General features: G+C 69.1%; 23 protein-coding genes. 6 read left to right on the top strand and 17 right to left on the bottom strand.

Annotated elements, in window-relative coordinates:
• Positions 1 to 81 precede the first annotated feature (81 nt).
• The 4 genes from ACFY3C_RS12005 to ACFY3C_RS12020 form a co-directional block, all read right to left on the bottom strand.
• Entirely contained in the window at positions 82 to 405 is a 324-nt protein-coding gene (locus ACFY3C_RS12005; protein ID WP_030656141.1) for an STAS domain-containing protein, read from the bottom strand.
• A gap of 170 nt (positions 406 to 575) precedes the next feature.
• Complete coding sequence (locus ACFY3C_RS12010) at positions 576 to 1,424, bottom strand: 3-hydroxyacyl-CoA dehydrogenase family protein (protein WP_386578969.1); 849 nt, start codon at positions 1,422 to 1,424, stop codon at positions 576 to 578.
• 112 nt (positions 1,425 to 1,536) lie between these two features.
• Entirely contained in the window at positions 1,537 to 2,811 is a 1,275-nt protein-coding gene (locus tag ACFY3C_RS12015; RefSeq protein WP_390770652.1) for an RNA-guided endonuclease InsQ/TnpB family protein, read from the bottom strand.
• Between the two features lie 514 nt (positions 2,812 to 3,325).
• A complete protein-coding gene (locus tag ACFY3C_RS12020) occupies positions 3,326 to 3,967 on the bottom strand; it encodes a TetR/AcrR family transcriptional regulator (protein ID WP_390770653.1) in 642 nt (213 codons plus the stop codon).
• Positions 3,968 to 4,046: 79 nt separating this feature from the next.
• Here ACFY3C_RS12020 and ACFY3C_RS12025 point away from each other — a divergent pair, with 79 nt between their 5' ends.
• The 3 genes from ACFY3C_RS12025 to ACFY3C_RS12035 are packed head-to-tail and all read left to right on the top strand — an operon-like array spanning position 4,047 to position 6,204.
• Positions 4,047 to 4,832, top strand: coding sequence for an ABC transporter ATP-binding protein (locus tag ACFY3C_RS12025; protein ID WP_390770654.1), 786 nt, complete (start codon positions 4,047 to 4,049; stop codon positions 4,830 to 4,832).
• Positions 4,833 to 4,868: 36 nt separating this feature from the next.
• Positions 4,869 to 5,618, top strand: a complete 750-nt coding sequence (locus tag ACFY3C_RS12030; protein WP_390770655.1) for an ABC transporter permease — start codon at positions 4,869 to 4,871, stop codon at positions 5,616 to 5,618.
• A gap of 13 nt (positions 5,619 to 5,631) precedes the next feature.
• Positions 5,632 to 6,204 (top strand): cob(I)yrinic acid a,c-diamide adenosyltransferase, encoded by a 573-nt coding sequence (locus ACFY3C_RS12035; protein ID WP_390770656.1) that lies wholly within the window; start codon positions 5,632 to 5,634, stop codon positions 6,202 to 6,204.
• On the opposite strand, the gene ACFY3C_RS12040 is transcribed toward ACFY3C_RS12035, so the two are convergent.
• A complete protein-coding gene (locus tag ACFY3C_RS12040) occupies positions 6,201 to 6,770 on the bottom strand; it encodes a hypothetical protein (protein WP_390770657.1) in 570 nt (189 codons plus the stop codon). The two genes, ACFY3C_RS12035 and ACFY3C_RS12040, sit on opposite strands and share 4 nt — an antisense overlap.
• A gap of 151 nt (positions 6,771 to 6,921) precedes the next feature.
• On the opposite strand from ACFY3C_RS12040, the gene ACFY3C_RS12045 reads away from it, so the two are divergent.
• The 3 genes from ACFY3C_RS12045 (at position 6,922) to ACFY3C_RS12055 (ending at position 10,688) form a co-directional block, all read left to right on the top strand.
• On the top strand, positions 6,922 to 8,094 hold the full coding sequence (locus ACFY3C_RS12045) for a sensor histidine kinase (protein WP_390770658.1): 1,173 nt from the start codon (positions 6,922 to 6,924) through the stop codon (positions 8,092 to 8,094).
• On the top strand, positions 8,091 to 8,741 hold the full coding sequence (locus tag ACFY3C_RS12050) for a response regulator (protein ID WP_390770659.1): 651 nt from the start codon (positions 8,091 to 8,093) through the stop codon (positions 8,739 to 8,741). The genes ACFY3C_RS12045 and ACFY3C_RS12050 overlap by 4 nt, the downstream gene beginning before the upstream one ends.
• A gap of 126 nt (positions 8,742 to 8,867) precedes the next feature.
• Positions 8,868 to 10,688: a glycosyl hydrolase family 18 protein gene (locus ACFY3C_RS12055; RefSeq protein ID WP_390770660.1), complete on the top strand. Its 1,821-nt coding sequence runs from the start codon at positions 8,868 to 8,870 to the stop codon at positions 10,686 to 10,688.
• Positions 10,689 to 10,759: 71 nt separating this feature from the next.
• Here the strand turns inward: ACFY3C_RS12055 and ACFY3C_RS12060 are convergent, their stop codons facing one another.
• The 12 genes from ACFY3C_RS12060 to ACFY3C_RS12115 form a co-directional block, all read right to left on the bottom strand.
• Positions 10,760 to 11,206, bottom strand: coding sequence for a DUF2550 domain-containing protein (locus ACFY3C_RS12060; protein ID WP_145883641.1), 447 nt, complete (start codon positions 11,204 to 11,206; stop codon positions 10,760 to 10,762).
• Between the two features lie 138 nt (positions 11,207 to 11,344).
• Positions 11,345 to 11,722, bottom strand: a complete 378-nt coding sequence (locus ACFY3C_RS12065; protein WP_386578985.1) for a F0F1 ATP synthase subunit epsilon — start codon at positions 11,720 to 11,722, stop codon at positions 11,345 to 11,347.
• Between the two features lie 128 nt (positions 11,723 to 11,850).
• Positions 11,851 to 13,287, bottom strand: coding sequence for a F0F1 ATP synthase subunit beta (gene atpD, locus ACFY3C_RS12070; RefSeq protein WP_390770661.1), 1,437 nt, complete (start codon positions 13,285 to 13,287; stop codon positions 11,851 to 11,853).
• On the bottom strand, positions 13,287 to 14,204 hold the full coding sequence (locus tag ACFY3C_RS12075) for a F0F1 ATP synthase subunit gamma (protein ID WP_386578988.1): 918 nt from the start codon (positions 14,202 to 14,204) through the stop codon (positions 13,287 to 13,289). Before ACFY3C_RS12075 ends, atpD begins: the two co-directional genes overlap by 1 nt.
• A gap of 21 nt (positions 14,205 to 14,225) precedes the next feature.
• Positions 14,226 to 15,818 carry a F0F1 ATP synthase subunit alpha gene (gene atpA / locus ACFY3C_RS12080; protein ID WP_386578990.1) on the bottom strand — a complete coding sequence of 531 codons (1,593 nt, stop codon included), beginning with the start codon at positions 15,816 to 15,818 and terminating at the stop codon, positions 14,226 to 14,228.
• A gap of 131 nt (positions 15,819 to 15,949) precedes the next feature.
• On the bottom strand, positions 15,950 to 16,765 hold the full coding sequence (locus tag ACFY3C_RS12085) for a F0F1 ATP synthase subunit delta (protein ID WP_386578992.1): 816 nt from the start codon (positions 16,763 to 16,765) through the stop codon (positions 15,950 to 15,952).
• The gene (locus tag ACFY3C_RS12090; protein WP_094216095.1) at positions 16,762 to 17,307 is read right to left on the bottom strand and encodes a F0F1 ATP synthase subunit B; all 546 of its coding nucleotides are present in this window, start codon (positions 17,305 to 17,307) and stop codon (positions 16,762 to 16,764) included. Before ACFY3C_RS12090 ends, ACFY3C_RS12085 begins: the two co-directional genes overlap by 4 nt.
• A 37-nt stretch (positions 17,308 to 17,344) precedes the next feature.
• On the bottom strand, positions 17,345 to 17,587 hold the full coding sequence (gene atpE, locus ACFY3C_RS12095; protein WP_097252404.1) for an ATP synthase F0 subunit C: 243 nt from the start codon (positions 17,585 to 17,587) through the stop codon (positions 17,345 to 17,347).
• An 80-nt stretch (positions 17,588 to 17,667) separates the two neighbouring features.
• A complete protein-coding gene (atpB, locus tag ACFY3C_RS12100; protein ID WP_390770662.1) occupies positions 17,668 to 18,498 on the bottom strand; it encodes a F0F1 ATP synthase subunit A in 831 nt (276 codons plus the stop codon).
• 210 nt (positions 18,499 to 18,708) lie between these two features.
• Positions 18,709 to 19,149 carry a hypothetical protein gene (locus tag ACFY3C_RS12105; protein WP_386578997.1) on the bottom strand — a complete coding sequence of 147 codons (441 nt, stop codon included), beginning with the start codon at positions 19,147 to 19,149 and terminating at the stop codon, positions 18,709 to 18,711.
• A gap of 280 nt (positions 19,150 to 19,429) precedes the next feature.
• Complete coding sequence (gene ispG / locus ACFY3C_RS12110) at positions 19,430 to 20,545, bottom strand: flavodoxin-dependent (E)-4-hydroxy-3-methylbut-2-enyl-diphosphate synthase (RefSeq protein ID WP_386578998.1); 1,116 nt, start codon at positions 20,543 to 20,545, stop codon at positions 19,430 to 19,432.
• A 39-nt stretch (positions 20,546 to 20,584) separates the two neighbouring features.
• Positions 20,585 to 22,486 (bottom strand): 1-deoxy-D-xylulose-5-phosphate synthase, encoded by a 1,902-nt coding sequence (locus ACFY3C_RS12115; RefSeq protein ID WP_390770663.1) that lies wholly within the window; start codon positions 22,484 to 22,486, stop codon positions 20,585 to 20,587.
• Positions 22,487 to 22,488 lie beyond the last annotated feature (2 nt).

Raw genomic sequence — 22,488 nt, forward strand, 5'->3', positions numbered from 1 at the left:
TCGACGTGCGTTTCGGCAGCTGCGTCCGGGTCTCCCCCGTCGCCCGGTTCACACCCGATCGGGGTGTTCACCCGGGACGCGTCACACGCGGGGCAGCGACTCCACCCCGATGCCGCCCTCGATGGCGAGGATGCGGTGCAGCCGGGTGGCCACCAGCAGGCGCTGCATCTGCGGCGGGACACCGCGCAGCACCAGACGGCGGCCGCAGCGGCCGGCCCGCCGGTGGGCGCCCATGATCACCCCGAGTCCGGTGGCGTCCCAGGAGTCCAGTTCGGACAGGTCGAGCACCAGGTCGCCGACTCCGGTGTCGACGGCCGAGTGCAGGGCCGTACGGGCGTCCGCCGCGCTGCGGACGTCGAGGCGGCCCCCGACGACCAGCTCGGCGTGGTCGCCCCTGATGTACATATGCGCTCCCCGTTGAGTGCGGTGTGGCGTACTCCGTGACGGTTCTGGTGCTGGTGCTGTGCAACGTCTGACTGCCTGGGCGGCAGCTCGGTTGCTGCTTGTAAGCGAACCGATACCGAATTCACCCCCGGGAGTGACGCTCCCGGGGTGTGCGTCCGGTCGTGTACGGGTCAGTACTTGTAGAAGCCCTGCCCGCTCTTGCGCCCGATGTCACCGGCGTCCACCATCCGGCGCATCAGCTCCGGCGGGGCGAACTTCTCGTCCTGGGACTCGGTGTAGATGTTGCTGGTGGCGTGCAGCAGGATGTCCACGCCGGTCAGGTCCGCGGTGGCCAGCGGGCCCATGGCGTGGCCGAAGCCCAGCTTGCAGGCGAGGTCGATGTCCTCGGCGGTCGCGACGCCGGACTCGTAGAGCTTGGTCGCCTCGACGACGAGGGCGGAGATGAGCCGGGTGGTCACGAACCCGGCGACATCGCGGTTGACGACGATGCAGGTCTTGCCGACGGACTCGGCGAACTCCCGCGCGGTGGCGAGGGTTTCGTCGCTGGTCTTGTAGCCGCGGACCAGCTCGACGAGCTGCATCATCGGCACCGGCGAGAAGAAGTGCACGCCGACGACCCGCTCGGGGTGCTCGGTGGCCGCCGCGATCTTGGTGATCGGGATGGCGGAGGTGTTGGAGGCGAGCACGGTCTCCGGGCGCACGATCTTGTCGAGCGCGCGGAAGATCTCGTGCTTGACCTCCAGCTTCTCGAAGACGGCCTCCACGACGATGTCGGCGTCGGCGACGGCGTCCAGATCGGTGGTGGCGGTGATGCGGGCGAGGGCGGCCTCGGCGTCCTGCGCCGCCAGCTTGCCCTTGCCGACGAACTTGTCGTACGAGGCCTTGATGCCGTCGGTGCCACGCTTGATTGCCTCGTCGGTGACGTCGCGCAGAACGACGTCCCAGCCCGCCTGTGCGGCGACCTGGGCGATGCCGGATCCCATGAGACCGGCCCCGATGACGGCGAGCTTCCGTGCCACTCCGACTCCCTCAACGCTGTTGACGTCTGGCTCTTCGGCGGACCATAGCGCTCCGGAGCCGCTGTGTGACCGGTAAGTAACGCGCGTCACGTCTCAACGCGTGAGACGCCCATCACGTCTCAATTGACGGACTTGGCGATCCTCCCGCCGACCGAGGCCGGAGGGATCGCGACCTCACGGCCGCAGTGCTAATTCCTTGCGGGTTCGCACTGGTTGGCGCTTCACGGACCGGCCTACGCCGAGGTCTCCACGCCCTGTGACCCGCATGCCCGCGGGCCAGAGTGTTCTTCGCGCCTACGGTGTCCGCGTGCTCCCGATGGCCACAGGCGGTACAGACGAACTTCGCTTGGCTCTTGCGATTGTCCGGGTGCACATACCCGCAAACAGGACACGTTACCGATGTGTTGGCGGGATGCACCGTGCGTACCTCCGCACCCGTATGCCGCGCGCGGTTGCGCACTGCCAGTTCGAAGGAATGCCATCCCTTGTCGAGGATGGCACGGTTCAGGCCGGCTTTCTGCCGGACACGGGTTCCGGGATGAGCGATGGTTCCCTTCGCGCGGGCCGTCATGCTCGCGACGTTCAGGTCTTCGAGGACCACGAGGGCGTTGCCGTCGACGACCTGACAAGCGGTCTGTGCATGGAAGTCCTGTCGGCGGTGGCGCACCCTGCCCATGATGGCCCGCATCTTCGTCCGGCATGCCTGCCGCCGCTTCGACCCTTTCCGGGTACGGGCGTGCCGTTGCTGAAGCCGCCGATATCGCTCGGCCTCGCCGACGGTGAGGAAGGCGCGGTCGAAGAACCGGCCGTCGCTGGTGGCGGCGAGCGTAGCCACTCCCCTGTCCACACCGACACGGCCGCGCTTCAAAGAAACCGTGGTCTCCTTCGCGCCGGTCTCCACCAGGAAGCTGATGTACCAGTGCTTACCTTCGCGGGACACCGTGGCCGACTTCACGGGACCGCCGAGGGGGCGGGACCATCGGAAAATCACCCATCCGAGCTTCGGCAGATGGACCCTGGCGCGCTTGCGTCCCGTGCGGACGACCGAGAGGTGACGTGGATCGGGGAAACGGAACGATGGTTCCCACCGCGACTTCGCCTTCCACCGCACGCCGAAGGTGCCATGCGTCCGGCACGCCTTGTCCAGATCGCGCAGGGTCTGCTGGAGGATGTGGGAGGGTGCGACCCTGAGCCATGGATGGTCGGCCTTGGCCTCGGCCATCTCCCGGGCCTGCTGCGCATAGCCGATCCACGCGCCGCGACGCCGATATTCGCGGCGCTGCTCCAGCCCGACATTCCAGACCGCCCGGCACACACTCGCATACTCCTCCGCCGCAGCAGCCTGCTCAGGCGTGAACGTAAGCCGATACTTCCTGCCGACCAGCACGACCCACCTCCCTCCGCCGAAGACTGGCCACCTTCCAACGGGACAACGATGCCTCTCACCCTGAGGACACGGGTGCGACAACAGAACTGATACGCGAGAGCGGCGTGGTGTTTTCCGCACGCTGTGCCCTGGATTTGCCTGCCTGACGCGGCGCAGCGAGGAGCGTCCGGCTCCACCGTTGAAGGCGTCAGCCGCGATGCCTTCCTCGACCAACTGGTTGAGCGTTGCCACCAGTCTGCCGATGGCCCGCACGACCTGCCGCGACTCCGCCGCAGGCAACAACGGCCACGCGGCCGGGCCGGCCCCGTGTTCGCCTACGTCAGGGATGAGGTGGCCCGCGACCGTACGATCACACAGAACGCCACTTTGCGTACTCGGGGTCGGCGAAGCCGGCCAGATGCCCCCTGGAGGCCCGGGCCGTGCGGCGCGGGCGGGGGCGCGCCGCAGGTACTGACCCGGGGGTCCCGAACTCCGCATCGATGGACCACCTTGCGGATCACGACCTCCACGCAGGTCAGGACGCGCCACGGACCGCGTAGTTGAGGACCTTTTCGCTCAACAGGTCCTCGATGTCGTCGAGGAGAACGAGCACCTCTCGTGACACTTCGCACGGTTCGCGCCCCTTGACCATCTCGCGTGAGATGACCGCCATGACCGTACTGTGCACCCAGCCGATCTGACCCGCCATCAGGGTGGGCAGTTCGTCGCCGTCGGCCGCGCCGGTCTCCTCGCGCAGCGCCTGTTCCAGGTTGGCCTGGACCTCCTGGGCGATGGCCCACAGCCGGGAGCGCAGCGCGGGGGTCTCCTCGATGACCCGCAGGAAGCTCGCGTACCCGGGGATCAGACCGACCCGGGGTGAGACCGCCTCGACCTCCTCGCGCAGCTCGCGCAGGACCGCGCCGACCGCGGACTCGCCGACGGGGCGGCCCCGCACCCAGCGGGCGAGCCGGTCGACCATGCCCGCGGAGCGGTCGAAGAAGAGGTCCTCCTTCGCCGGGAAGTAGTTGTAGACGGTGTTGACGGAGACGTTCGCGGCCTCGGCGATCTCCGCGACCGTCACGGCGTCGAAGCCGCGCTCCAGGAACAGCCCCGTGGCGACATCGGAGATGTACTGCCTGGTCTGCCGCTTCTTCCGCTCCCTGAGTCCCTCAGCCATGTCCGCATCCTAACTTCGCTGGGATCATTGAAAACTTGGGGTCATTGCAAAATTTCAGGGACTCTGTTTTTCTGTGGGCATGGCAGCAGTCATCAGCGCGGCCGGACTGGCCCGCACCTTCCAGACGAGAACCGGCCCCGTGGAGGCCGTGCGATGCGTCGACCTCACCGTCCGCGAAGGCGAGATCCTCGGCTTTCTCGGCCCGAACGGCGCCGGCAAGACGACCACCCTGCGCATGCTCACCACCCTGCTGAAGCCGACCGGCGGCGCGGCCACCGTCGCCGGGTGCGACCTGGCGACCGACCCGGCCGGGGTGCGCCGGGCCTCCGGCTATGTCGCCCAGTCCGGCGGGGTGGACCCGCAGATCACCGTCCGGGAGGAGCTGGTCACCCAGGCCCGGATGTACCGCCTGCCGAAGGCCGAGGCCGTCGAGCGCACCGCGGAACTCGCCCGGGAACTGGACCTCGCCGAACTGCTCGACCGGAAGACGGGCGCCCTCTCAGGCGGACAGCGGCGCCGCCTCGACATCGCGATGGCGCTCACCCACCGCCCGAAGGTGCTGTTCCTGGACGAGCCCACGACCGGACTCGACCCGGGCAGCCGGGCCGACCTGTGGGACCTGGTCCGCCGGCTGCGCGACGAGCACGGCACCACGGTCTTCCTGACCACCCACTACCTGGACGAGGCCGACGCCCTCGCCGATCGGCTGGTCGTCGTCGACCGGGGCGTCGTCGTGGCCGACGGCACGCCGAGCGCGCTCAAGCTGGCCCACGGCGGCTCGATCGACGCCACCCTCCAGGACACCTTCCTCGCCATCACCGGCCGCGGCCCCGCCCCGGCCGACACCGCCCCCGTCGCCGTATAGGACCGCTCACCTCGGACCGCTCACGGAATCAGAGAGATGCTTCTTCACGACACCGGCCTCGTCTACGGCCGTTACCTGCGCCAGTCCCTGCGCTCCCGCTTCGCGCTGCTCTTCGGCGTGCTGACCCCGCTCCTCTATCTCCTGTTCTTCGGCCCGCTCCTCACCGACCTGCCGCTCGGCGGGAGGGGCAGCTCCTGGCAGGTCCTCGTGCCCGGACTGCTGCTCCAACTCGGCTTGTTCGGGGCACTGTTCGCGGGCTTCACGATCATCATGGAGAACACCCAGGGAGTGGTGGAGCGGATGCGTGTGACGCCCGTCAGCCGGCTGGCCCTGCTCCTGGGCCGGGTGCTGCGGGACGCCACGGTCTTCGTCTTCCAGGCGGTGCTGCTGGTGCTCGCCGCGGTGGTGATGGGCCTGCGCGCGCCCCTGCCGGGCATCCTCATCGGCTTCGGGTTCGTCGCCCTGCTCACGCTCTCGCTGGCCTCTCTGTCGTACGCGCTGGGCATGCGGGTCCGCACCCCGCAGGAGTTCGGTCCCCTGATCAACGCGCTGTCGATGCCGTCGATGCTGCTGTCCGGCCTGATGCTCCCGATGACGCTCGCGCCCACCTGGCTCGACGTGCTCTCGCACTTCGTCCCGTTCCGCTATCTGGTGGACGCGGTGCGCGACGCGTACGTCGGCCAGTACACGAGTGCGCACATGCTGTACGGCGTGCTCGTCTCGGTCGGCTTCGCGGGACTCTCCGTGACAGTGGGCACACGGGTGTTCCGGACGGCCGGAGCGTAACTACGCTGGTCACATGGTCAATCTGACGCGCATCTACACCAGGACCGGCGACCAGGGCACCACCGCGCTCGGTGACATGAGCCGGGTCGCCAAGACCGACCTCAGGATCTCGGCGTACGCCGACGCCAACGAGGCCAACGCGGTGATCGGCACCGCGATCGCGCTGGGCGGCCTGGACGAGGAGGTCGTCAAGGTCCTCACCCGCGTCCAGAACGACCTGTTCGACGTGGGCGCGGACCTGTCGACGCCGGTGGTGGAGAGTCCGGAGTTCCCGCCGCTCAGGGTCGAGCAGTTCTACGTCGACCGGCTGGAGGCGGACTGCGACCGCTTCAACGAGCGGCTGGAGAAGCTGCGCTCCTTCATCCTCCCCGGCGGCACCCCCGGCGCGGCCCTGCTGCACCAGGCCTGCACGGTGGTCCGGCGGGCCGAGCGTTCCACCTGGGCGGCGCTGGAGGTACACGGCGAGATCATGAACCCGCTCACCGCGACCTACCTGAACCGGCTCTCCGATCTGCTGTTCATCCTGGCCAGGATCGCGAACAAGGCGACCGGGGACGTGCTGTGGGTGCCGGGCGGGGAGCGTTAGCGCTCCTGATCGGGGGCCTGGGCGGTCTTGGACGCCTTGGGGAGTCTGGGGAACAGCGTGTAGCTCGCGGCGATCACCACGTTGATCCCGATCACCCACACCATCCTCAGCTGCCACGCCCGCAGCGAACCGGTGTCGCCGTCGCCGCCGACGTACCAGACCGCACCCTGCAGCAGGGCAACAGCGACGAGCGCGGCCAGGATCCAGCGGCCCGCGACCTTCCACTCGTGGACGGCGCGGGCCGTGCCGTACTTCGGGGGCTCGACGGGCGGCGGGCCGCCGGCGAAGCGGTGGGCGACGCGGGCGTCCGCCCACTTGACCGTGGAGTGGCCGAGGCCGACGGTGAAGCCGATGTAGACGGCGGCGAGGCCGTGCCGCCAGTCGGGTTCCGCGCCGTTCTTGAGGTCGATCGCGGTGACCACGAACAGCACCACCTCCAGCAGCGGCTCGCACAGCAGCAGCGCCAGGCCCGTGCGGGGCATGCGCCACAGATAGCGGAAGGCCAGCCCGGAGGCCAGCAGCACCCAGAAGGCCACCTCACAGGCGACGATCAAACCGACGATCAACGTTCTCCCCCTTCGCTCACCCTTCCAGGCTGCCGTCGGCCGAGCCGCGGATCATCGTCGGCGCGGGCGAACCCGCCGTAAGCGAAAGTTGCAGTTCGGGACCCTTCCCCAGGGCCAGGCGCGGCGGCCGCGGGCCGTGTTGGATGGGGTCATGCCCCTCGCACTCACCCGCCCGCACCGCGACGACCTGCGCATCACCGTGGGCGGACTGCTCGGCGGGGTGCTGCTGTGGGTGCTCGGGATCCACCCGCGCGTGGCCTCGGACAACCTCGTGCTGTGGCAGGCGCCCTGGGCTCCGCTGGTGCCGCTCGCGGTGACCGCCGCCTGTGAGCCGCTGCGCCGCATCCGGCCGCGCGTCGGCCTGTTGGTCGGCACCGTCGCGCTGACCCTGGACACGGTGACCCTCGGCAGCATCGTGACGATCGTGCTGTACACCGACCTGGTGTACGCGGCCGTCCTGTACGGCAGCCCCACCGCCGCCCGGCGGATCCCCTGGATCACCGGGATGCTGACGGTTCTCGGCGGAGTCGTGCCCGCCGCCCTCTGGCGCGACCCGCAGGGGCTGTTGATCGGTGTGGGCGTCGGCGTGGTCGCGTTCGCGCCGGCCTCCACGGGCTGGGTGGTCCGCAACCACCGCGACGCGGCCGAGGCGGCCCGGCTGCGCGCCGAACAGACCGCGCTGCTGGCCGAGATGGACCGCACCCAGGCGGTCACCGCCGAACGGGCCAGGTTCGCCCGGGAGTTGCACGACATGGTGGCCAACCACCTGTCGGCGATCGCCATCCACTCCACGGCCGCGCTCTCCCTGGACGACCCGAAGACCTCCATGGACGCGCTGGCGGTCATCCGGGAGAACAGCGTCGAAGGGCTGGCCGAGATGCGGCGGCTGATCGGGATCCTGCGGGACGGCTCCGGCGACCGGGAGCCCGCCGCGTCGCCCACGCTCGACGGCCTCGGCGCCCTGGTCGACGGTGCCCGCTCGAACGGTCTGGAGGTGACCCTCGACGCCGGCCATGACAGCGTGCCCGTGCCGGTCGAGCTGGCCGCCTACCGGATCGTGCAGGAGTCGCTGACCAACGCCCTCAAGCATGCGGCGAGGGGGCGTGTCCATGTCGCCCTGCGGCAGGAGGACGGCACCCTTCAGGTGCGGGTGACCAGCCCGTACCGGCCCGGCGACAGTCCTCGTGCCCCCGGCTCCGGCGCCGGTCTCACCGGGATGCGGGAGCGGGCCGCGCTGCTCGGCGGCAGCTTCGAGGCCGGGCCCGAGGGCGGCCGCTGGGCCGTACGCGCCGCCCTTCCGCTCACCGAAGGAGACCCCGTATGAACCGCGCCGTCCGGGTCCTCGTCGCCGAGGACCAGTCCGCCGTCCGCGCCGGTCTGGTCCTCATCCTCGGCAGCGCGCCCGACATCGAGGTGGCCGGGGAGGCGGCGGACGGGCAGCGGGCGGTGGAACTGGCCCGGGAGCTGCGACCGGACGTGGTGCTGATGGACGTGCAGATGCCGCGCCTGGACGGGGTGTCGGCGACCCGGCAGATCGTCGCGGAGGGGACGGCGGACGTCCTGGTGCTGACCACCTTCGACCTCGACGAGTACGTGTTCGGGGCACTGCGGGCGGGGGCGGCCGGGTTCCTGCTGAAGAACACCGAGGCGCGCGATCTGCTGGAGGCCGTGCGGACGGTGGCCCGCGGGGAGGGGATCGTCGCACCGGCCGTCACCCGGCGGCTGATCGCCGAGTTCGCGGCGAAGCCGGTGCGCGAGCCGACGGCCGACCCGGCCGTGCTGGACGGTCTCACCCGGCGTGAGCGCGAGGTGCTGTCGTGCATCGGCGAGGGGCTGTCCAACGCCGAGATCGCGGCGCGGCTGGCGATGGCGGAGGGCACGGTGAAGACGCACGTCAGCCGTCTGCTGGCGAAGCTGGAGCTGCGCAGCCGGGTCCAAGCGGCGGTCTTGGCACAGGAGTTGGGGATCTAGCGGGCCCGTCGGGCAAGTGGTCCAGACCTATTGACCTGTGGTCCAGACCTTTCTATTCTCGCGGCACCGTGGGCGTGAAGGCTCAGTCATGCCCCTGACACCCCCGATACAAGAGGGAGGCGCAGCATGCGCTTCAGACACAGAGCCGCGGCAGGGTTCGCGACCCTGTTGCTCCCCCTGGCCGGTCTGGTCGGTCTCGCGAGCCCCGCCCAGGCCGCGACGAACGCCACCGCCACCTACGCCAAGACCCAGGACTGGGGTACCGGCTTCGAAGGCAAGTGGACCGTCAAGAACACCGGTACCACCGCGATCAGCTCCTGGACGATCGAGTGGGACTTCCCCTCCGGTACGTCGGTCACCTCGGCCTGGGACGCGGACGTCACGTCCTCCGGCACCCACTGGACCGCCAAGAACAAGTCGTACAACGGATCCATCGCCCCCGGTGCCTCCGTCTCCTTCGGCTTCAACGGCGCCGGTCCCGGCTCCCCGTCCAACTGCAAGCTCAACGGCGACAGTTGCGACGGCACCACGGTCCCCGGTGACGCGGCCCCCTCCGCGCCCGGCACCCCCTCCGCGTCGAACATCACCGACACCTCGGTGAAGCTCGGCTGGAGCGCGGCCACCGACGACAAGGGCATCAAGAACTACGACGTCCTGCGCGACGGGACCAAGGTCGCCACCGTGACGACGACCTCGTACACCGACACCGGCCTCACCGCCGGCACCGACTACTCCTACACCGTGCAGGCCCGCGACACCGCCGACCAGACCGGACCGGTCAGCGGCGCCGTCGCCGTGCACACCACCGGCGGCGGCACCACTCCCCCGCCCACCGGCGACAAGGTCAAGCTCGGCTACTTCACCGAGTGGGGCATCTACGGCCGCAACTACAACGTCAAGAACCTGGTGACGTCCGGCTCCGCCTCGAAGATCACCCACATCAACTACGCCTTCGGCAACGTCACCGGCGGCAAGTGCGCGATCGGCGACTCCTACGCCGACTACGACAAGGCGTTCACCGCCGACCAGTCGGTCAGCGGCGTCGCGGACACCTGGGACCAGCCGCTGCGCGGCAACTTCAACCAGCTGCGCGAGCTGAAGGCGAAGTACCCGAACATCAAGGTGCTGTGGTCCTTCGGCGGCTGGACCTGGTCCGGCGGCTTCGGTGAGGCCGCGAAGAACCCGGCCGCGTTCGCGCAGTCCTGCTACGACCTGATCGAGGACCCGCGCTGGGCCGATGTCTTCGACGGCATCGACATCGACTGGGAGTACCCGAACGCCTGCGGCCTGAGCTGCGACACCAGCGGTGCCGCGGCCTACAAGAACCTGATGGCCGCGCTCCGCGCCAAGTTCGGCTCGAACAACCTGGTCACCTCGGCCGTCACCGCCGACGGCTCCTCCGGCGGCAAGATCGAGGCCGCCGACTACGCGGGCGCCGCGCAGTACGTCGACTGGTACAACGTGATGACGTACGACTTCTTCGGCGCCTGGGACGCCCAGGGTCCGACGGCCCCGCACTCCCCGCTCACCTCGTACAGCGGCATCCCGAAGGCGGGCTTCACCACCGCCGACGCGATGGCCAAGTACAAGGCGATCGGCGTCCCCGCGAGCAAGCTGCTCATCGGCATCGGCTTCTACGGCCGCGGCTGGACCGGCGTGACGCAGGACGCCCCGGGCGGCACGGCCACGGGTCCGGCGGCCGGCACGTACGAGCAGGGCATCGAGGACTACAAGGTGCTGAAGACGTCCTGCCCGGCGACCGGCACCGTCGCGGGTACGGCGTACGCGCACTGCGGCAGCAACTGGTGGTCGTACGACACCCCCGCCACCATCGCGACGAAGATGGCGTGGGCCAAGAACCAGGGCCTCGGCGGCGCGTTCTTCTGGGAGTTCAGCGGTGACACCAGCAACGGCGAGCTGGTGAGCGCCATCAGCAACAACCTGTAAGAAACCTCAGGCGACGTTGACGCTCCCCCGGACTTCGTCCGGGGGGACCCCCACCCAGCGAGTGAATGTGGCTACGCCACATTCACTCGCTGTCCGGGCGGGGCTGCTTCCAGCCACGCGAGGAAACCGGTCAGCGCGTCTTCGCTCATCGCGAGTTCGAGGCGCGTGCCCCGGTGGGTACAGGCGAGGACCACCGCGTCGGAGAGCAGCGCCAGCTCCTCCTCGCCCTCGGGCAGCCGGCGGCCGGCCACCTCGATGGCGGCGCGCTCCAGGGTGCGGCGCGGGCGGGGGGCGTAGGAGAAGACGCGGTACCACTCGATGCGGTCGCCGTTGTAGCGGGCGACGCCGTAGCTCCAGCCCTTGCCGTTGGTGTCCGGTTTCTCGGGCACGTCCCAGCGCAGCGAGCAGTCGAAGGTGCCGCCGGAGCGCTGGATCAGTCTGCGGCGCAGTCCGAACAGGAACAGTCCCACCACCACGAGGGCGATCACGATCCCGCACACAGTCAGAGCGAGGACCATCGGCACCGACCTCCTCGTCTCCTAGGCGATGAAACTGGGTAATGAAAAGGAAAAAACACCCACATCTGCCTCAGCCGCGACCGGCACCGGATTGCTCCGGGCCGGCCGCGGCTGAGTGACGTCATACTGCGCGCTGGATCAGCGCGCCGCGGTCGCCGCCCGCAGGCGGACATCCGCACGACGCTCGGCTTCGGCGTCGTCCTCCGCCCTCGCGCGCTCGAGCTCGCGCTCCGCGCGCTGGACATCGATCTCGTCCGACAGCTCGGCGATCTCGGCCAGCAGCGACAGCTTGTTGTCGGCGAACGAGATGAAACCGCCGTGCACCGCGGCGACGACCGTTCCACCATCACTCGTACGGATGGTCACCGGGCCCGACTCCAGCACACCGAGCAGCGGCTGGTGACCGGGCATGACGCCGATGTCGCCGGACGTGGTGCGCGCGACGACCAGGGTGGCCTCACCGGACCAGACCTGGCGGTCGGCGGCGACCAGCTCGACGTGCAGCTCAGCAGCCAAGGGTGGCTCCTCGGGTCACCACCCGGCGGTAGTGCCGGGTGTTGGGGTCAATTCTAAGGGGCGTGGAGAGAGGCGCCGGACACACCCCGGAAGGGTGGGCCCGCGCCCCTCTCAGATGAGCGCGAGACTCAGGAGACGCCCAGCTCCTTGGCGTTGGCCTTGAGGTCCTCGATGCCACCGCACATGAAGAACGCCTGCTCGGGGAAGTGGTCGTACTCACCGTCGCAGATCGCGTTGAACGCGGCGATCGACTCGTCGAGCGGCACGTCCGAGCCGTCCACGCCGGTGAACTGCTTGGCGACGTGGGTGTTCTGGGACAGGAAGCGCTCCACACGACGGGCACGGTGGACGACGAGCTTGTCCTCCTCGCCCAGCTCGTCGATACCGAGGATCGCGATGATGTCCTGGAGGTCCTTGTACTTCTGCAGGATCGTCTTCACGCGCATGGCCGCGTTGTAGTGATCCGCAGCGATGTAGCGCGGGTCCAGGATCCGGGACGTGGAGTCCAGCGGGTCCACGGCCGGGTAGATGCCCTTCTCGGAGATCGGACGGGACAGAACCGTCGTCGCGTCGAGGTGGGCGAAGGTGGTGGCCGGGGCCGGGTCGGTCAGGTCGTCCGCGGGGACGTAGATCGCCTGCATCGAGGTGATCGAGTGACCACGGGTCGAGGTGATGCGCTCCTGGAGGAGACCCATCTCGTCGGCCAGGTTCGGCTGGTAACCCACCGCGGAGGGCATACGGCCGAGCAGCGTGGAGACCTCGGAACCGGCCTGCGTGAAGCGGAAGATGTTGTCGATGAAGAACAGCACGTCCTGCTTCTGGACGTCACGGAAGTACTCGGCCATGGTGAGGCCGGCCAGCGCGACGCGCAGACGGGTGCCCGGGGGCTCGTCCATCTGACCGAAGACCAGGGCGGTCTTGTCGATGACGCCCGACTCGGTCATCTCCTCGATGAGGTCGTTGCCCTCACGGGTGCGCTCACCGACACCGGCGAACACGGAGACACCGTCGTGGTTGTTGGCGACGCGGTAGATCATCTCCTGGATGAGCACCGTCTTGCCGACGCCGGCACCGCCGAACAGACCGATCTTTCCACCCTTGACGTACGGGGTGAGAAGGTCGATGACCTTGACGCCGGTCTCGAACATCTCGGTCTTCGACTCGAGCTCGTCGAAGTTCGGGGCCTTGCGGTGGATGCCCCAGCGCTCGCCCTCGTACTGCTCGTCGACGTTCAGCACCTCACCGAGGGTGTTGAACACCTTGCCCTTGGTGAAGTCGCCGACGGGCACCGTGATGGAGTTGCCGGTGTCGGTGACCGGGGCCTGGCGGACCAGACCGTCGGTGGGCTGCATGGAGATGGTGCGGACCAGGCCGTCACCCAGGTGCTGGGCGACCTCCAGGGTCAGCGTCTTCTTCTCGCCGGCGTTGGCCGGGTCGGCCACCTCGACGTGAAGGGCGTTGTAGATGTCCGGCATCGCGTCGACGGGGAACTCCACGTCGACGACCGGGCCGATGACCCGGGCGACGCGGCCCGTAGCCGTCGCGGTCTCAACAGTGGTGGTCATTATCGGTCACTCCCCGCGGTCGCGTCGGCCAGGGCGCTGGCGCCACCGACGATCTCGCTGATTTCCTGGGTGATTTCGGCCTGGCGGGCCGCGTTGGCAAGACGGGAGAGCGTGTTGATCAGCTCGCCCGCGTTGTCGGTGGCCGACTTCATCGCGCGCCGCGTGGCGGCGTGCTTCGAAGCGGCCGACTGGAGCAGCGCGTTGTAGATACGACTCTCCACGTAGCGCGGCAGCAGGGCGTCGAGGACGTCCTCCGCCGAGGGCTCGAAGTCGTACAGCGGAAGGATCTCGCCCTGCGGCTTGACCTCCTCCGCGACCTCTTCGAGGCGCAGCGGCAGCAGCCGTGCGTCGAGCGCGGTCTGCGTCATCATCGAGACGAACTCGGTGTAGACGATGTGGAGTTCGTCCACACCACCCTCGGCCGTGTCCTTCTCGATGGCCTCGATCAGAGGCTCCGCCACCTTCTTGGCGTCCGCGTACGACGGCTCGTCGGTGAAGCCCGTCCACGACTCCGAGATCTTGCGCTCACGGAAGTTGTAGTGGGCGACACCACGGCGGCCGACGATGTACGTGTCCACCTGCTTGCCCTCGCGCTCCAGGCGCTCGGTCAGCAGCTCCGCCGCCTTGATGGCGTTGGAGTTGAAGGCGCCGGCCAGACCGCGGTCGCTCGTGAGGAGCAGGACCGCGGCACGGGTCGGGTTCTCCGCCTCCGTGGTGAGCGGGTGCTTGGTGTTCGAACCCGTACCGACCGCCGTGACCGCGCGCGTCAGCTCGGTCGCGTACGGCGTGGAGGCCGCCACCTTGCGCTGCGCCTTGACGACGCGCGAGGCGGCGATCATCTCCATCGCCTTCGTGATCTTCTTGGTCGCGCTGACGGATCGGATGCGACGCTTGTAGACCCGGAGCTGGGCTCCCATGAGTCAGGTCCCTTCCTTACGTCACTTGGCGGCAGCGGCAGGAACGTCCTCGCCGAGCAGCTTGCCGTCCGAGGTCTCGAACTGCTTCTTGAACTCCGCGACGGCGTCGTCGATCGCCTGGATCGTGTCGTTCGACATCTTGGCGCCCTCGCGGATCGAGGTGAGCAGGCCCGACTCCTTGCGGTGCAGGTAGTCCAGCAGCTCCTTCTCGAAGCGGCGGACGTCGACGACCGGAACGTCGTCCATACGGCCGTTGGTGCCGGCCCAGACGGAGACGACCTGGTCCTCGGTGGACATCGGCTGGTACTGGTCCTGCTTCAGCAGCTCGACCATGCGCTGACCGCGCTCCAGCTGGGCCTTGGAGGCCGCGTCCAGGTCGGAACCGAAGGCGGCGAACGCCTCCAGCTCACGGAACTGGGCGAGGTCCACGCGGAGACGACCGGAGACCTGGCGCATCGCCTTGTGCTGCGCGGAACCACCGACTCGGGAGACGGAGATACCGACGTTCAGCGCGGGGCGCTGACCGGCGTTGAACAGGTCCGACTCCAGGAAGCACTGGCCGTCGGTGATGGAGATGACGTTGGTCGGGATGAACGCCGAGACGTCGTTGGCCTTGGTCTCGACGATCGGCAGACCGGTCATCGAGCCGGCACCCATGTCGTCGGAGAGCTTGGCGCAGCGCTCCAGCAGACGGGAGTGCAGGTAGAAGACGTCACCCGGGTAGGCCTCACGGCCCGGCGGGCGGCGCAGCAGCAGGGACACGGCGCGGTAGGCGTCGGCCTGCTTCGACAGGTCGTCGAAGATGATGAGGACGTGCTTGCCCTCGTACATCCACTGCTGGCCGATGGCCGAACCGGTGTACGGCGCCAGGTACTTGAAGCCGGCCGGGTCGGACGCCGGGGCGGCGACGATGGTCGTGTACTCCAGGGCGCCGTTCTCCTCCAGCGCGCGGCGCACGCCGGCGATGGTGGAGCCCTTCTGGCCGATGGCGACGTAGATGCAGCGGACCTGCTTCTTCGGGTCGCCCGAGCGCCAGTTGTCGCGCTGGTTGATGATCGTGTCGACGGCCAGGGCGGTCTTGCCGGTCTGGCGGTCACCGATGATCAGCTGACGCTGGCCACGGCCGATCGGGGTCATCGCGTCGACGGCCTTGTAGCCCGTCTCCATCGGCTCGTGCACCGACTTGCGCTGCATGACCGTGGGGGCCTGCAGCTCAAGGGCGCGGCGACCGGACGTCTCGATCTCGCCGAGGCCGTCGATCGGGTTGCCGAGCGGGTCGACGACACGGCCGAGGTAGCCCTCGCCGACCGCGACGGAGAGGACCTCACCGGTACGCGTGACCGGCTGACCCTCCTCGATGCCGCTGAACTCACCGAGGACGATGGCACCGATCTCGCGCTCCTCGAGGTTGAGGGCGAGGCCGAGGGTGCCGTCCTCGAACTTCAGCAGTTCGTTGGCCATGGCCGAGGGCAGGCCCTCGACCTTCGCGATGCCGTCGCCGGCAACGGTGACCGTACCGACCTCCTCGCGCGAGGCCGCGTCCGGCTTGTACGACTGGACGAAGTTCTCCAGCGCGTCCCGGATCTCCTCCGGCCGGATCGTGAGCTCCGCCATCTGGGTTCCCTGCTCTCCTTGTTGGGCCCGAAGTTTCACTTTGGGGGTCTGGGGGCGACCCCCAGGAATCCTCTGCACGGCCCAACCAGGGCCGTAAGTACGTACTGCTTTTCTCGAATGCCGAGGTGCTGCTAGCTCGCCATGCGGCGGGCCGCGTCCTCCAGCCGGTCCGCGAGGGAACCGTTGATGACCTCGTCACCGACCTGCACCCGGATCCCGCCGACGACCTCGGGGTCGACGTCCAGGTTGAGGTGCATCCGGCGGCCGTAGAGCTTGGTCAGGGCGGCGCCGAGGCGCTGCTTCTGCCCGTCACTCAGCGGCACCGCAGAGGTGACGACAGCGACCATGCGGTCCCGGCGCTCGGCGGCGAGCTTGGACAGGGACTCCAGTCCCGCTTCCAGGCTACGTCCACGCGGCGCGGTCACGAGGCGCGTCACCAGACGCTCGGTGGCGGGCTTGGCCCGGCCGCCGAGGAGCCGGTGCAGCAGCTCGATCTTGGCCGAGGTGCTCGCGGAGCGGTCGGTGAGCGCCGCACGCAGCTCGGTGTTCGAGGAGACGATCCGGCCGAACCGGAACAGCTCGTCCTCGACGTCGTCGAGCGTGTCCGTGTTCTGCGCCGCCGTGAGGTCGGCGATGCTCGCCAGCTCCTCCAGCGAGTCCACCAGGTCACGGGGCTGCGACCAGCGGGAACGGACCATGCCGGACACCACGTCGAGCGTGGTCTCGCCGACCTGGCCGCCGACGAGGCGCCGGACCAGCTCGGCCTTGGCCTCACCGGGCTGCGCCGGGTCGGTGAGGACCCGACGCAGGCTGGGCTCGCGGTCGAGCAGCGCGGTGACGGCCGCCAGCTCGTCGGCGAGCTGGACGGCGTCCACGGACGTGGAGTCCGTCAGCGCGTCGAGACGCTCACGTGCGGCTGCCAGGGCCTCGCGGCTCGCTCCGTTCATCGCGTGGCCTCGGCCTTCTCCTCGAGCTCGTCGAGGAAGCGGTCGATCACACGGCTCTGCCGGGCGTGGTCCTCGAGGGACTCACCGACGAGCTTGCCGGCCAGTTCGGTGGCGAGCTTGCCGACGTCCTGACGCAGAGCGCCTGCGGCGGCCTTGCGGTCGGCCTCGATCTGGGTGTGACCGGCGGCGACGATCTCCTCGCGCTGCCGCTGGCCCTCGGCCCGCATCTCGGCGATGAGGGCGGCACCCTGCTCCTGCGCCTCCTGGCGCAGGCGCGCGGCCTCGTGCCGGGCCTCGGCGAGCTGGGCCTTGTACTGCTCGAGGACGCTCTGGGCCTCGGTCTGCGCGGCCTCGGCCTTCTCGATACCGCCCTCGATGGCCTCGCGACGCTCTTCCAGAACCTTGTTGATGGTCGGGAGGAGCTTCTTGGCGAGGAAGATGAAGACGATGGCGAAAGCAATCAGGCCGATGACAAGCTCTGGGATCTCGGGGATCAGAGGATTCTGCTCCTCTGTCGCCGCCAGCGTTACCAGGGCGTTCACATCAGTGCCTTCCGTCTAAGGGAGTTGCGTCGAAGCGTCAGCTACGGAAGAGGAAGCCCATGACGATACCGATCAGCGCCAGGGCCTCACAGAAGGCGAAACCCATGATCTGGTTGGCGCGGATCAGACCGGCAGCCTCGGGCTGGCGGGCGAGAGCCTGGGTGCCGTTACCGAAGATGATGCCGACGCCGATGCCGGGGCCGATCGCAGCGAGGCCGTAGCCGACCGAACCGAGGTTGCCGGAGAGGCCGTCAGCGGCGAGGGTCTGGAGAGCGGACATGCCGGTTCTTCCTTCTCTTTACGCGTACCGGTGGGGGTTGGCCACCGGTCAGTCAGGTTGGACAGGGAGGGCGAGGAGGCTCAGTGGTGCTCGGCGAGAGCGCCCTGAACGTAGTTGCAGGCGAGGAGTACGAAGACGTACGCCTGAACGGCCTGGATGAAGAGCTCGAACGCCGTGAGCAGGATGGTCATCACGAACGAGGCGCCAGCGTAGACGATGCCGACTCCGTTCAGCAGGTACCAGCTGCCGATGGTGAAGGTCAGCAGCAGCAGGTGGCCGGCGAACATGTTCGCGAACAGTCGGACCGCGTGGGTGAACGGGCGGATCAGCACGTTCGAGAAGAAGTCGATGATCACGATCACCGGCAGTACGGCGCCGAGCGACTTGTCGTAACCGGTGATGTTCTTCAGACCGCCGGTGAACCCGTGCTTCTTGAACGTCAGGAACATCCACAGGATGTAGACGATGGCCGCCAGACCCGCCGGGAAGGCGATCATGGACGTCACGGGGAACTGTGCCAGCGGGATCACGGACCACAGGTTCATGATCCAGATGAAGAAGAACAGCGACACCATGAGGGGCACGTACTTCTCGCCCTCGCGCTTGCCCAGCGTCTCGTAGACGATGCCGCGGCGCACGAAGTCGTACCCGGCCTCACCGATCATCTGGAGCTTGCCAGGCACGAGCTTGGGCCTGGCGAACGCGGCCCAGAAGAAAGCGACGATCGCTACCGTGCCCAGCAGGGCCAGCAGCATCGGCTTGTTGAACTCGAACCCGCCGACAGTGAAGAGCGGCTTGAAGACAAAGGAGTGCAGGCCAGGAGCCGGGAATCCACATCCGGTGAAGATGTGACAGTCGGACTCGAAGGCGAGCACCTGCGTCGGGTCAGCACTCACCGCGGGCTCCTCCATCGTGGCGCATAGATACGGCAACCTCGTTGTGTCGGCGCGGCGCGGGGCCGCGGTTCGGCACGGGACTGGTGTTACGGATGTGGGGGCGGCTGTGGGGCATCTCGCCTCGCGATTGAACAGGCGTCAGCTCAGATGCCCGCGCCCGCGATGCCGCAGTTGGCACCGGACGATAGCAGCATCTCTCGCGAGCCTTTATCCCGGCCCTACCTCTCACCGCGAGTGCCCTGTCTTCTCGGGCTTGTCGCCCTTCGACGAGGCATCAGGTTCGACGTAGAGGATCTTGGCCTTCATGTGGGCACGGGTCTGCGCGACGATCCACGCCAGAGTGGTGACCACGAGAACGATGGCGAAGACACGGGGATTGAACAGGTTCGTGTCCTTGAACACGGCGACGAAGACGACCAGCAACAGCAACTGGGCCGTGTAGAGCATCAGGCCCATGCCCTGGAAGAGCTGCGGAAGCGATTTGGCGATGCGCTGCAGGACATAGAGACCGGACCCCATGAAGAGGCACACGACCACCGTCGCGACGACAGCACCGATCGCTCCCTTGCCGCCCGCGGCCACTGCACTGACGACGGCGGCAAGCGCGCCGACGACAGCCGTGGGTACGGCGGCCTGGGCCAGGATCCGGGCGTCATTGGACGGCATGGCGGCAACTCCGCTTTCACAGGGGGCAGGGTGTCGTCATGGACGAGCGTAGTCCCGGGCTGAGTGATCGAGACCTCACGCCATCGGACCGACGCACTTCGGTCCTTCGGCTCTATCCGGGGTTCTCGTGAACCGTATCACAAACTATTTGATGAGGTCTTTACCTGGTAGGTGTGCGCGCCGTCACACATGAGAGTGACGGCGCGCGTCTGTGCAAAAACCGGGGCGCCTTGTCTGGTATTGGGACCCTTTGCTCCCCCACGACTTGGCAATGCTCTAGTCAGATTCTTACCTTGCCTGCCAGCTTGAGGGCCTCCTCGATCAGGGTCTCCGCGATCTTGGATTCGGGCACGGTCCGTACGACCTCGCCCCGGACGAAGATCTGTCCCTTGCCGTTTCCGGAGGCCACGCCCAGGTCCGCCTCCCGGGCCTCGCCCGGGCCGTTGACCACGCATCCCATCACGGCGACCCGCAGCGGGACGTCCATGCCCTCCAGGGCGGCGGTCACCTCGGCGGCCAGGCGGTAGACGTCCACCTGGGCCCGGCCGCACGACGGGCAGGAGACGATCTCCAGCTTGCGCGGGCGCAGTTCCAGCGCCTGCAGGATCTGGATGCCGACCTTGACCTCCTCCACCGGCGGCGCCGACAGCGACACCCGGATCGTGTCGCCGATCCCCTGCCGGAGGAGGGCGCCGAAGGCCACGGCCGACTTCACGGTGCCCTGGAACGCGGGGCCGGCCTCGGTGACGCCGAGGTGCAGGGGGTAGTCGCACGCCTCGGCCAGCAGTTCGTAGGCGCGGATCATCACCACCGGGTCGTTGTGCTTCACGGAGATCTTCAGATCGTGGAAGTCGTGCTCCGCGAAGAGGGACGCCTCCCACAGCGCGGACTCCACCAGCGCCTCGGGGGTCGCCCTGCCGTGCTTGGCCAGCAGGCGGGCGTCCAGCGAACCGGCGTTGACTCCGATCCTGATCGGGGTGCCCCGGTCCTTGGCCGCGCGGGCGATGGCCGCCACCTGGTCGTCGAACTTCCTGATGTTGCCCGGGTTCACCCGGATCCCGGCGCAGCCGGCGTCGATCGCGGCGAAGACGTACTTCGGCTGGAAGTGGATGTCGGCGACGACCGGCAGGGACGACTTGGCCGCGATGACGGGCAGCGCCTCCGCGTCGTCCTGCGAGGGGCACGCGACCCGGACGATGTCGCAGCCCGCCGCCGCCAGTTCGGCGATCTGCTGGAGGGTCGCGTTCACGTCGGCCGTGACCGTCGTGGTCATCGACTGCACCGAGACGGGGAAGTCGCCGCCGACGCCCACGGAGCCCACGTGCAGCGCGCGGGTCCCGCGGCGCTCCCCCAGGGTCTGCGGCGGTACGGCGGGCATGCCGAGCTGGACCGTCATTCTCCTCGTTCCCTCCTGGTCGGCGTGGTGACGCTGGTGTCACTGGTCACTGTGGTGGCCCTGATGTGAGTTGGTGCCCGTGGTGTCCGTGCCGTCTGTGGCGTCCGTGCCGTCTGTGGCGTCCGTGCCGTCTGTGGCGTCCGTGGTGTTCTCGTGGCGGCCCAGCGCACGCAGGGCCGTGCGGAGGATCCCCTCGGCCGTCAGGCCCGCGCGGGCCAGGATGTCCTCGCGCCGGCCCTGGGCCAGGAAGTGCTGCGGCAGGCCCATGACCTGGACCGGGCGGCGGGCGCCGGCGTCCGCGAGCGCCTGGGCCAGGGCGGCCCCGGCACCGCCGGACCGTCCGCTGTCCTCGACGCTCAGCACCGCCCGGTGCGCGAGGCCCAGGTCGATCAGGGCGGGTGCGACCGGCTGGATCCAGCGCGGGTCCACCACGGTGACGCCCACGCCCCGCTCACGCAGCAGCTCCGCGGCGGCCAGGCAGACGGGGGCGAGCGGGCCGACGGACACCAGCAGTACGTCGGGGTCCGCACCGGAGCGGTGCAGCACGTCCAGGCCGGCGACCGTGTCGAGGGCGGGTACGGGGTCGGCCGCCGCGCCCTTGGGGAAGCGCACCGCGGTGGGCGCGTCGTCGACCGCGACGGCCTCCCGCAGCGCACGGCGCAGGGTCTCGGCGTCGCGCGGGGCGGCCACCTTCAGCCCGGGCACGATCTGGAACAGGGACAGGTCCCACATGCCGTTGTGCGACGGGCCGTCGTCGCCGGTGGCCCCGGCCCGGTCCAGGACGAAGGTGACCGGCGCGCGGTGCAGCGCGACGTCCATGAGCAGCTGGTCGAAGCCCCGGTTGAGGAAGGTGGCGTAGACGGCCACGACCGGGTGCAGGCCGCCGAGCGCGAGTCCGGCGGCCGCGGTGACGGCGTGCTGCTCCGCGATACCCACGTCGAAGGTCCGCTCGGGGAAGCGCCGGGCGAAGGTGGTGAGGCCGGCCGGCTCCAGCATGGCCGCGGTGAGGGCGACGAGGTCGGTCCGGCGCTCGCCGAGGTCGGCAAGCTCCGCCTCGAACACCGAGGTCCAGGACGGCCGGGGCGCCACCGGGGCGGCGCCCGCGGCGGGCCGGGCGCGGACCACGTGGCAGCGGTCGGCCTCGTTCTGCTCGGCCGGGGCGTGCCCGCGTCCCTTCTGGGTCACGCAGTGCACGACCACCGGCCGGCCCAGCGCGGCCGCACGCCGCAGCGCCTCCTCCAGGGCCTCGACGTCATGGCCGTCGACGGGACCCAGCTGGGCCAGCCCCAGGTTCTCGAACAGGCCGGGCAGTCCCGGGTCCCGGTCGCCGGCCCGGCGGGCCGCGAGGTGCTCGGCGATGCCGCCGACGGTCGGCGCGTAGCTGCGGCCGTTGTCGTTGAGCACGATGACGACGGGGCGGTGCGGTGCCGCCGCGATGTTGTTCAGCGCCTCCCAGGCCATACCGCCGGTGAGGGCGCCGTCGCCGATCACCGCGACGACCCTGCGGTCGGTGACCCCGCGCAGCGCGTGCGCCCGGGCCAGACCGTCGGCGTACGACAGGACGGTCGAGGCGTGGGAGTTCTCGATGACGTCGTGCGCGGACTCCTCGCGCGAGGGGTATCCGGACAGGCCCTCGGGCCGGCGCAGCGCGTCGAAGGCGCCGGCCCGGCCGGTGAGGATCTTGTGCACGTACGTCTGGTGGCCGGTGTCCCACAGGAGGGTGTCCCGGGGCGAGTCGAAGACGCGGTGCAGGGCGAGGGTCAGTTCCACCACTCCCAGGTTGGGCCCGAGGTGGCCTCCGGTGCGGCCGACCTTGTCGACGAGGAAGCCGCGGATCCACCCGGCGAGTTCCTCGACCTCCGCCGTGGACAGGTCGCGCAGGTCCGCGGGGCCGCGCAGCTCGGTGAGCGGGGCGAGAGGGCGTTCGATGCTGGTCGTCATGG

The organism is Streptomyces sp. NPDC001410 (assembly GCF_042895235.1).
Lineage (GTDB): Bacteria > Actinomycetota > Actinomycetes > Streptomycetales > Streptomycetaceae > Streptomyces.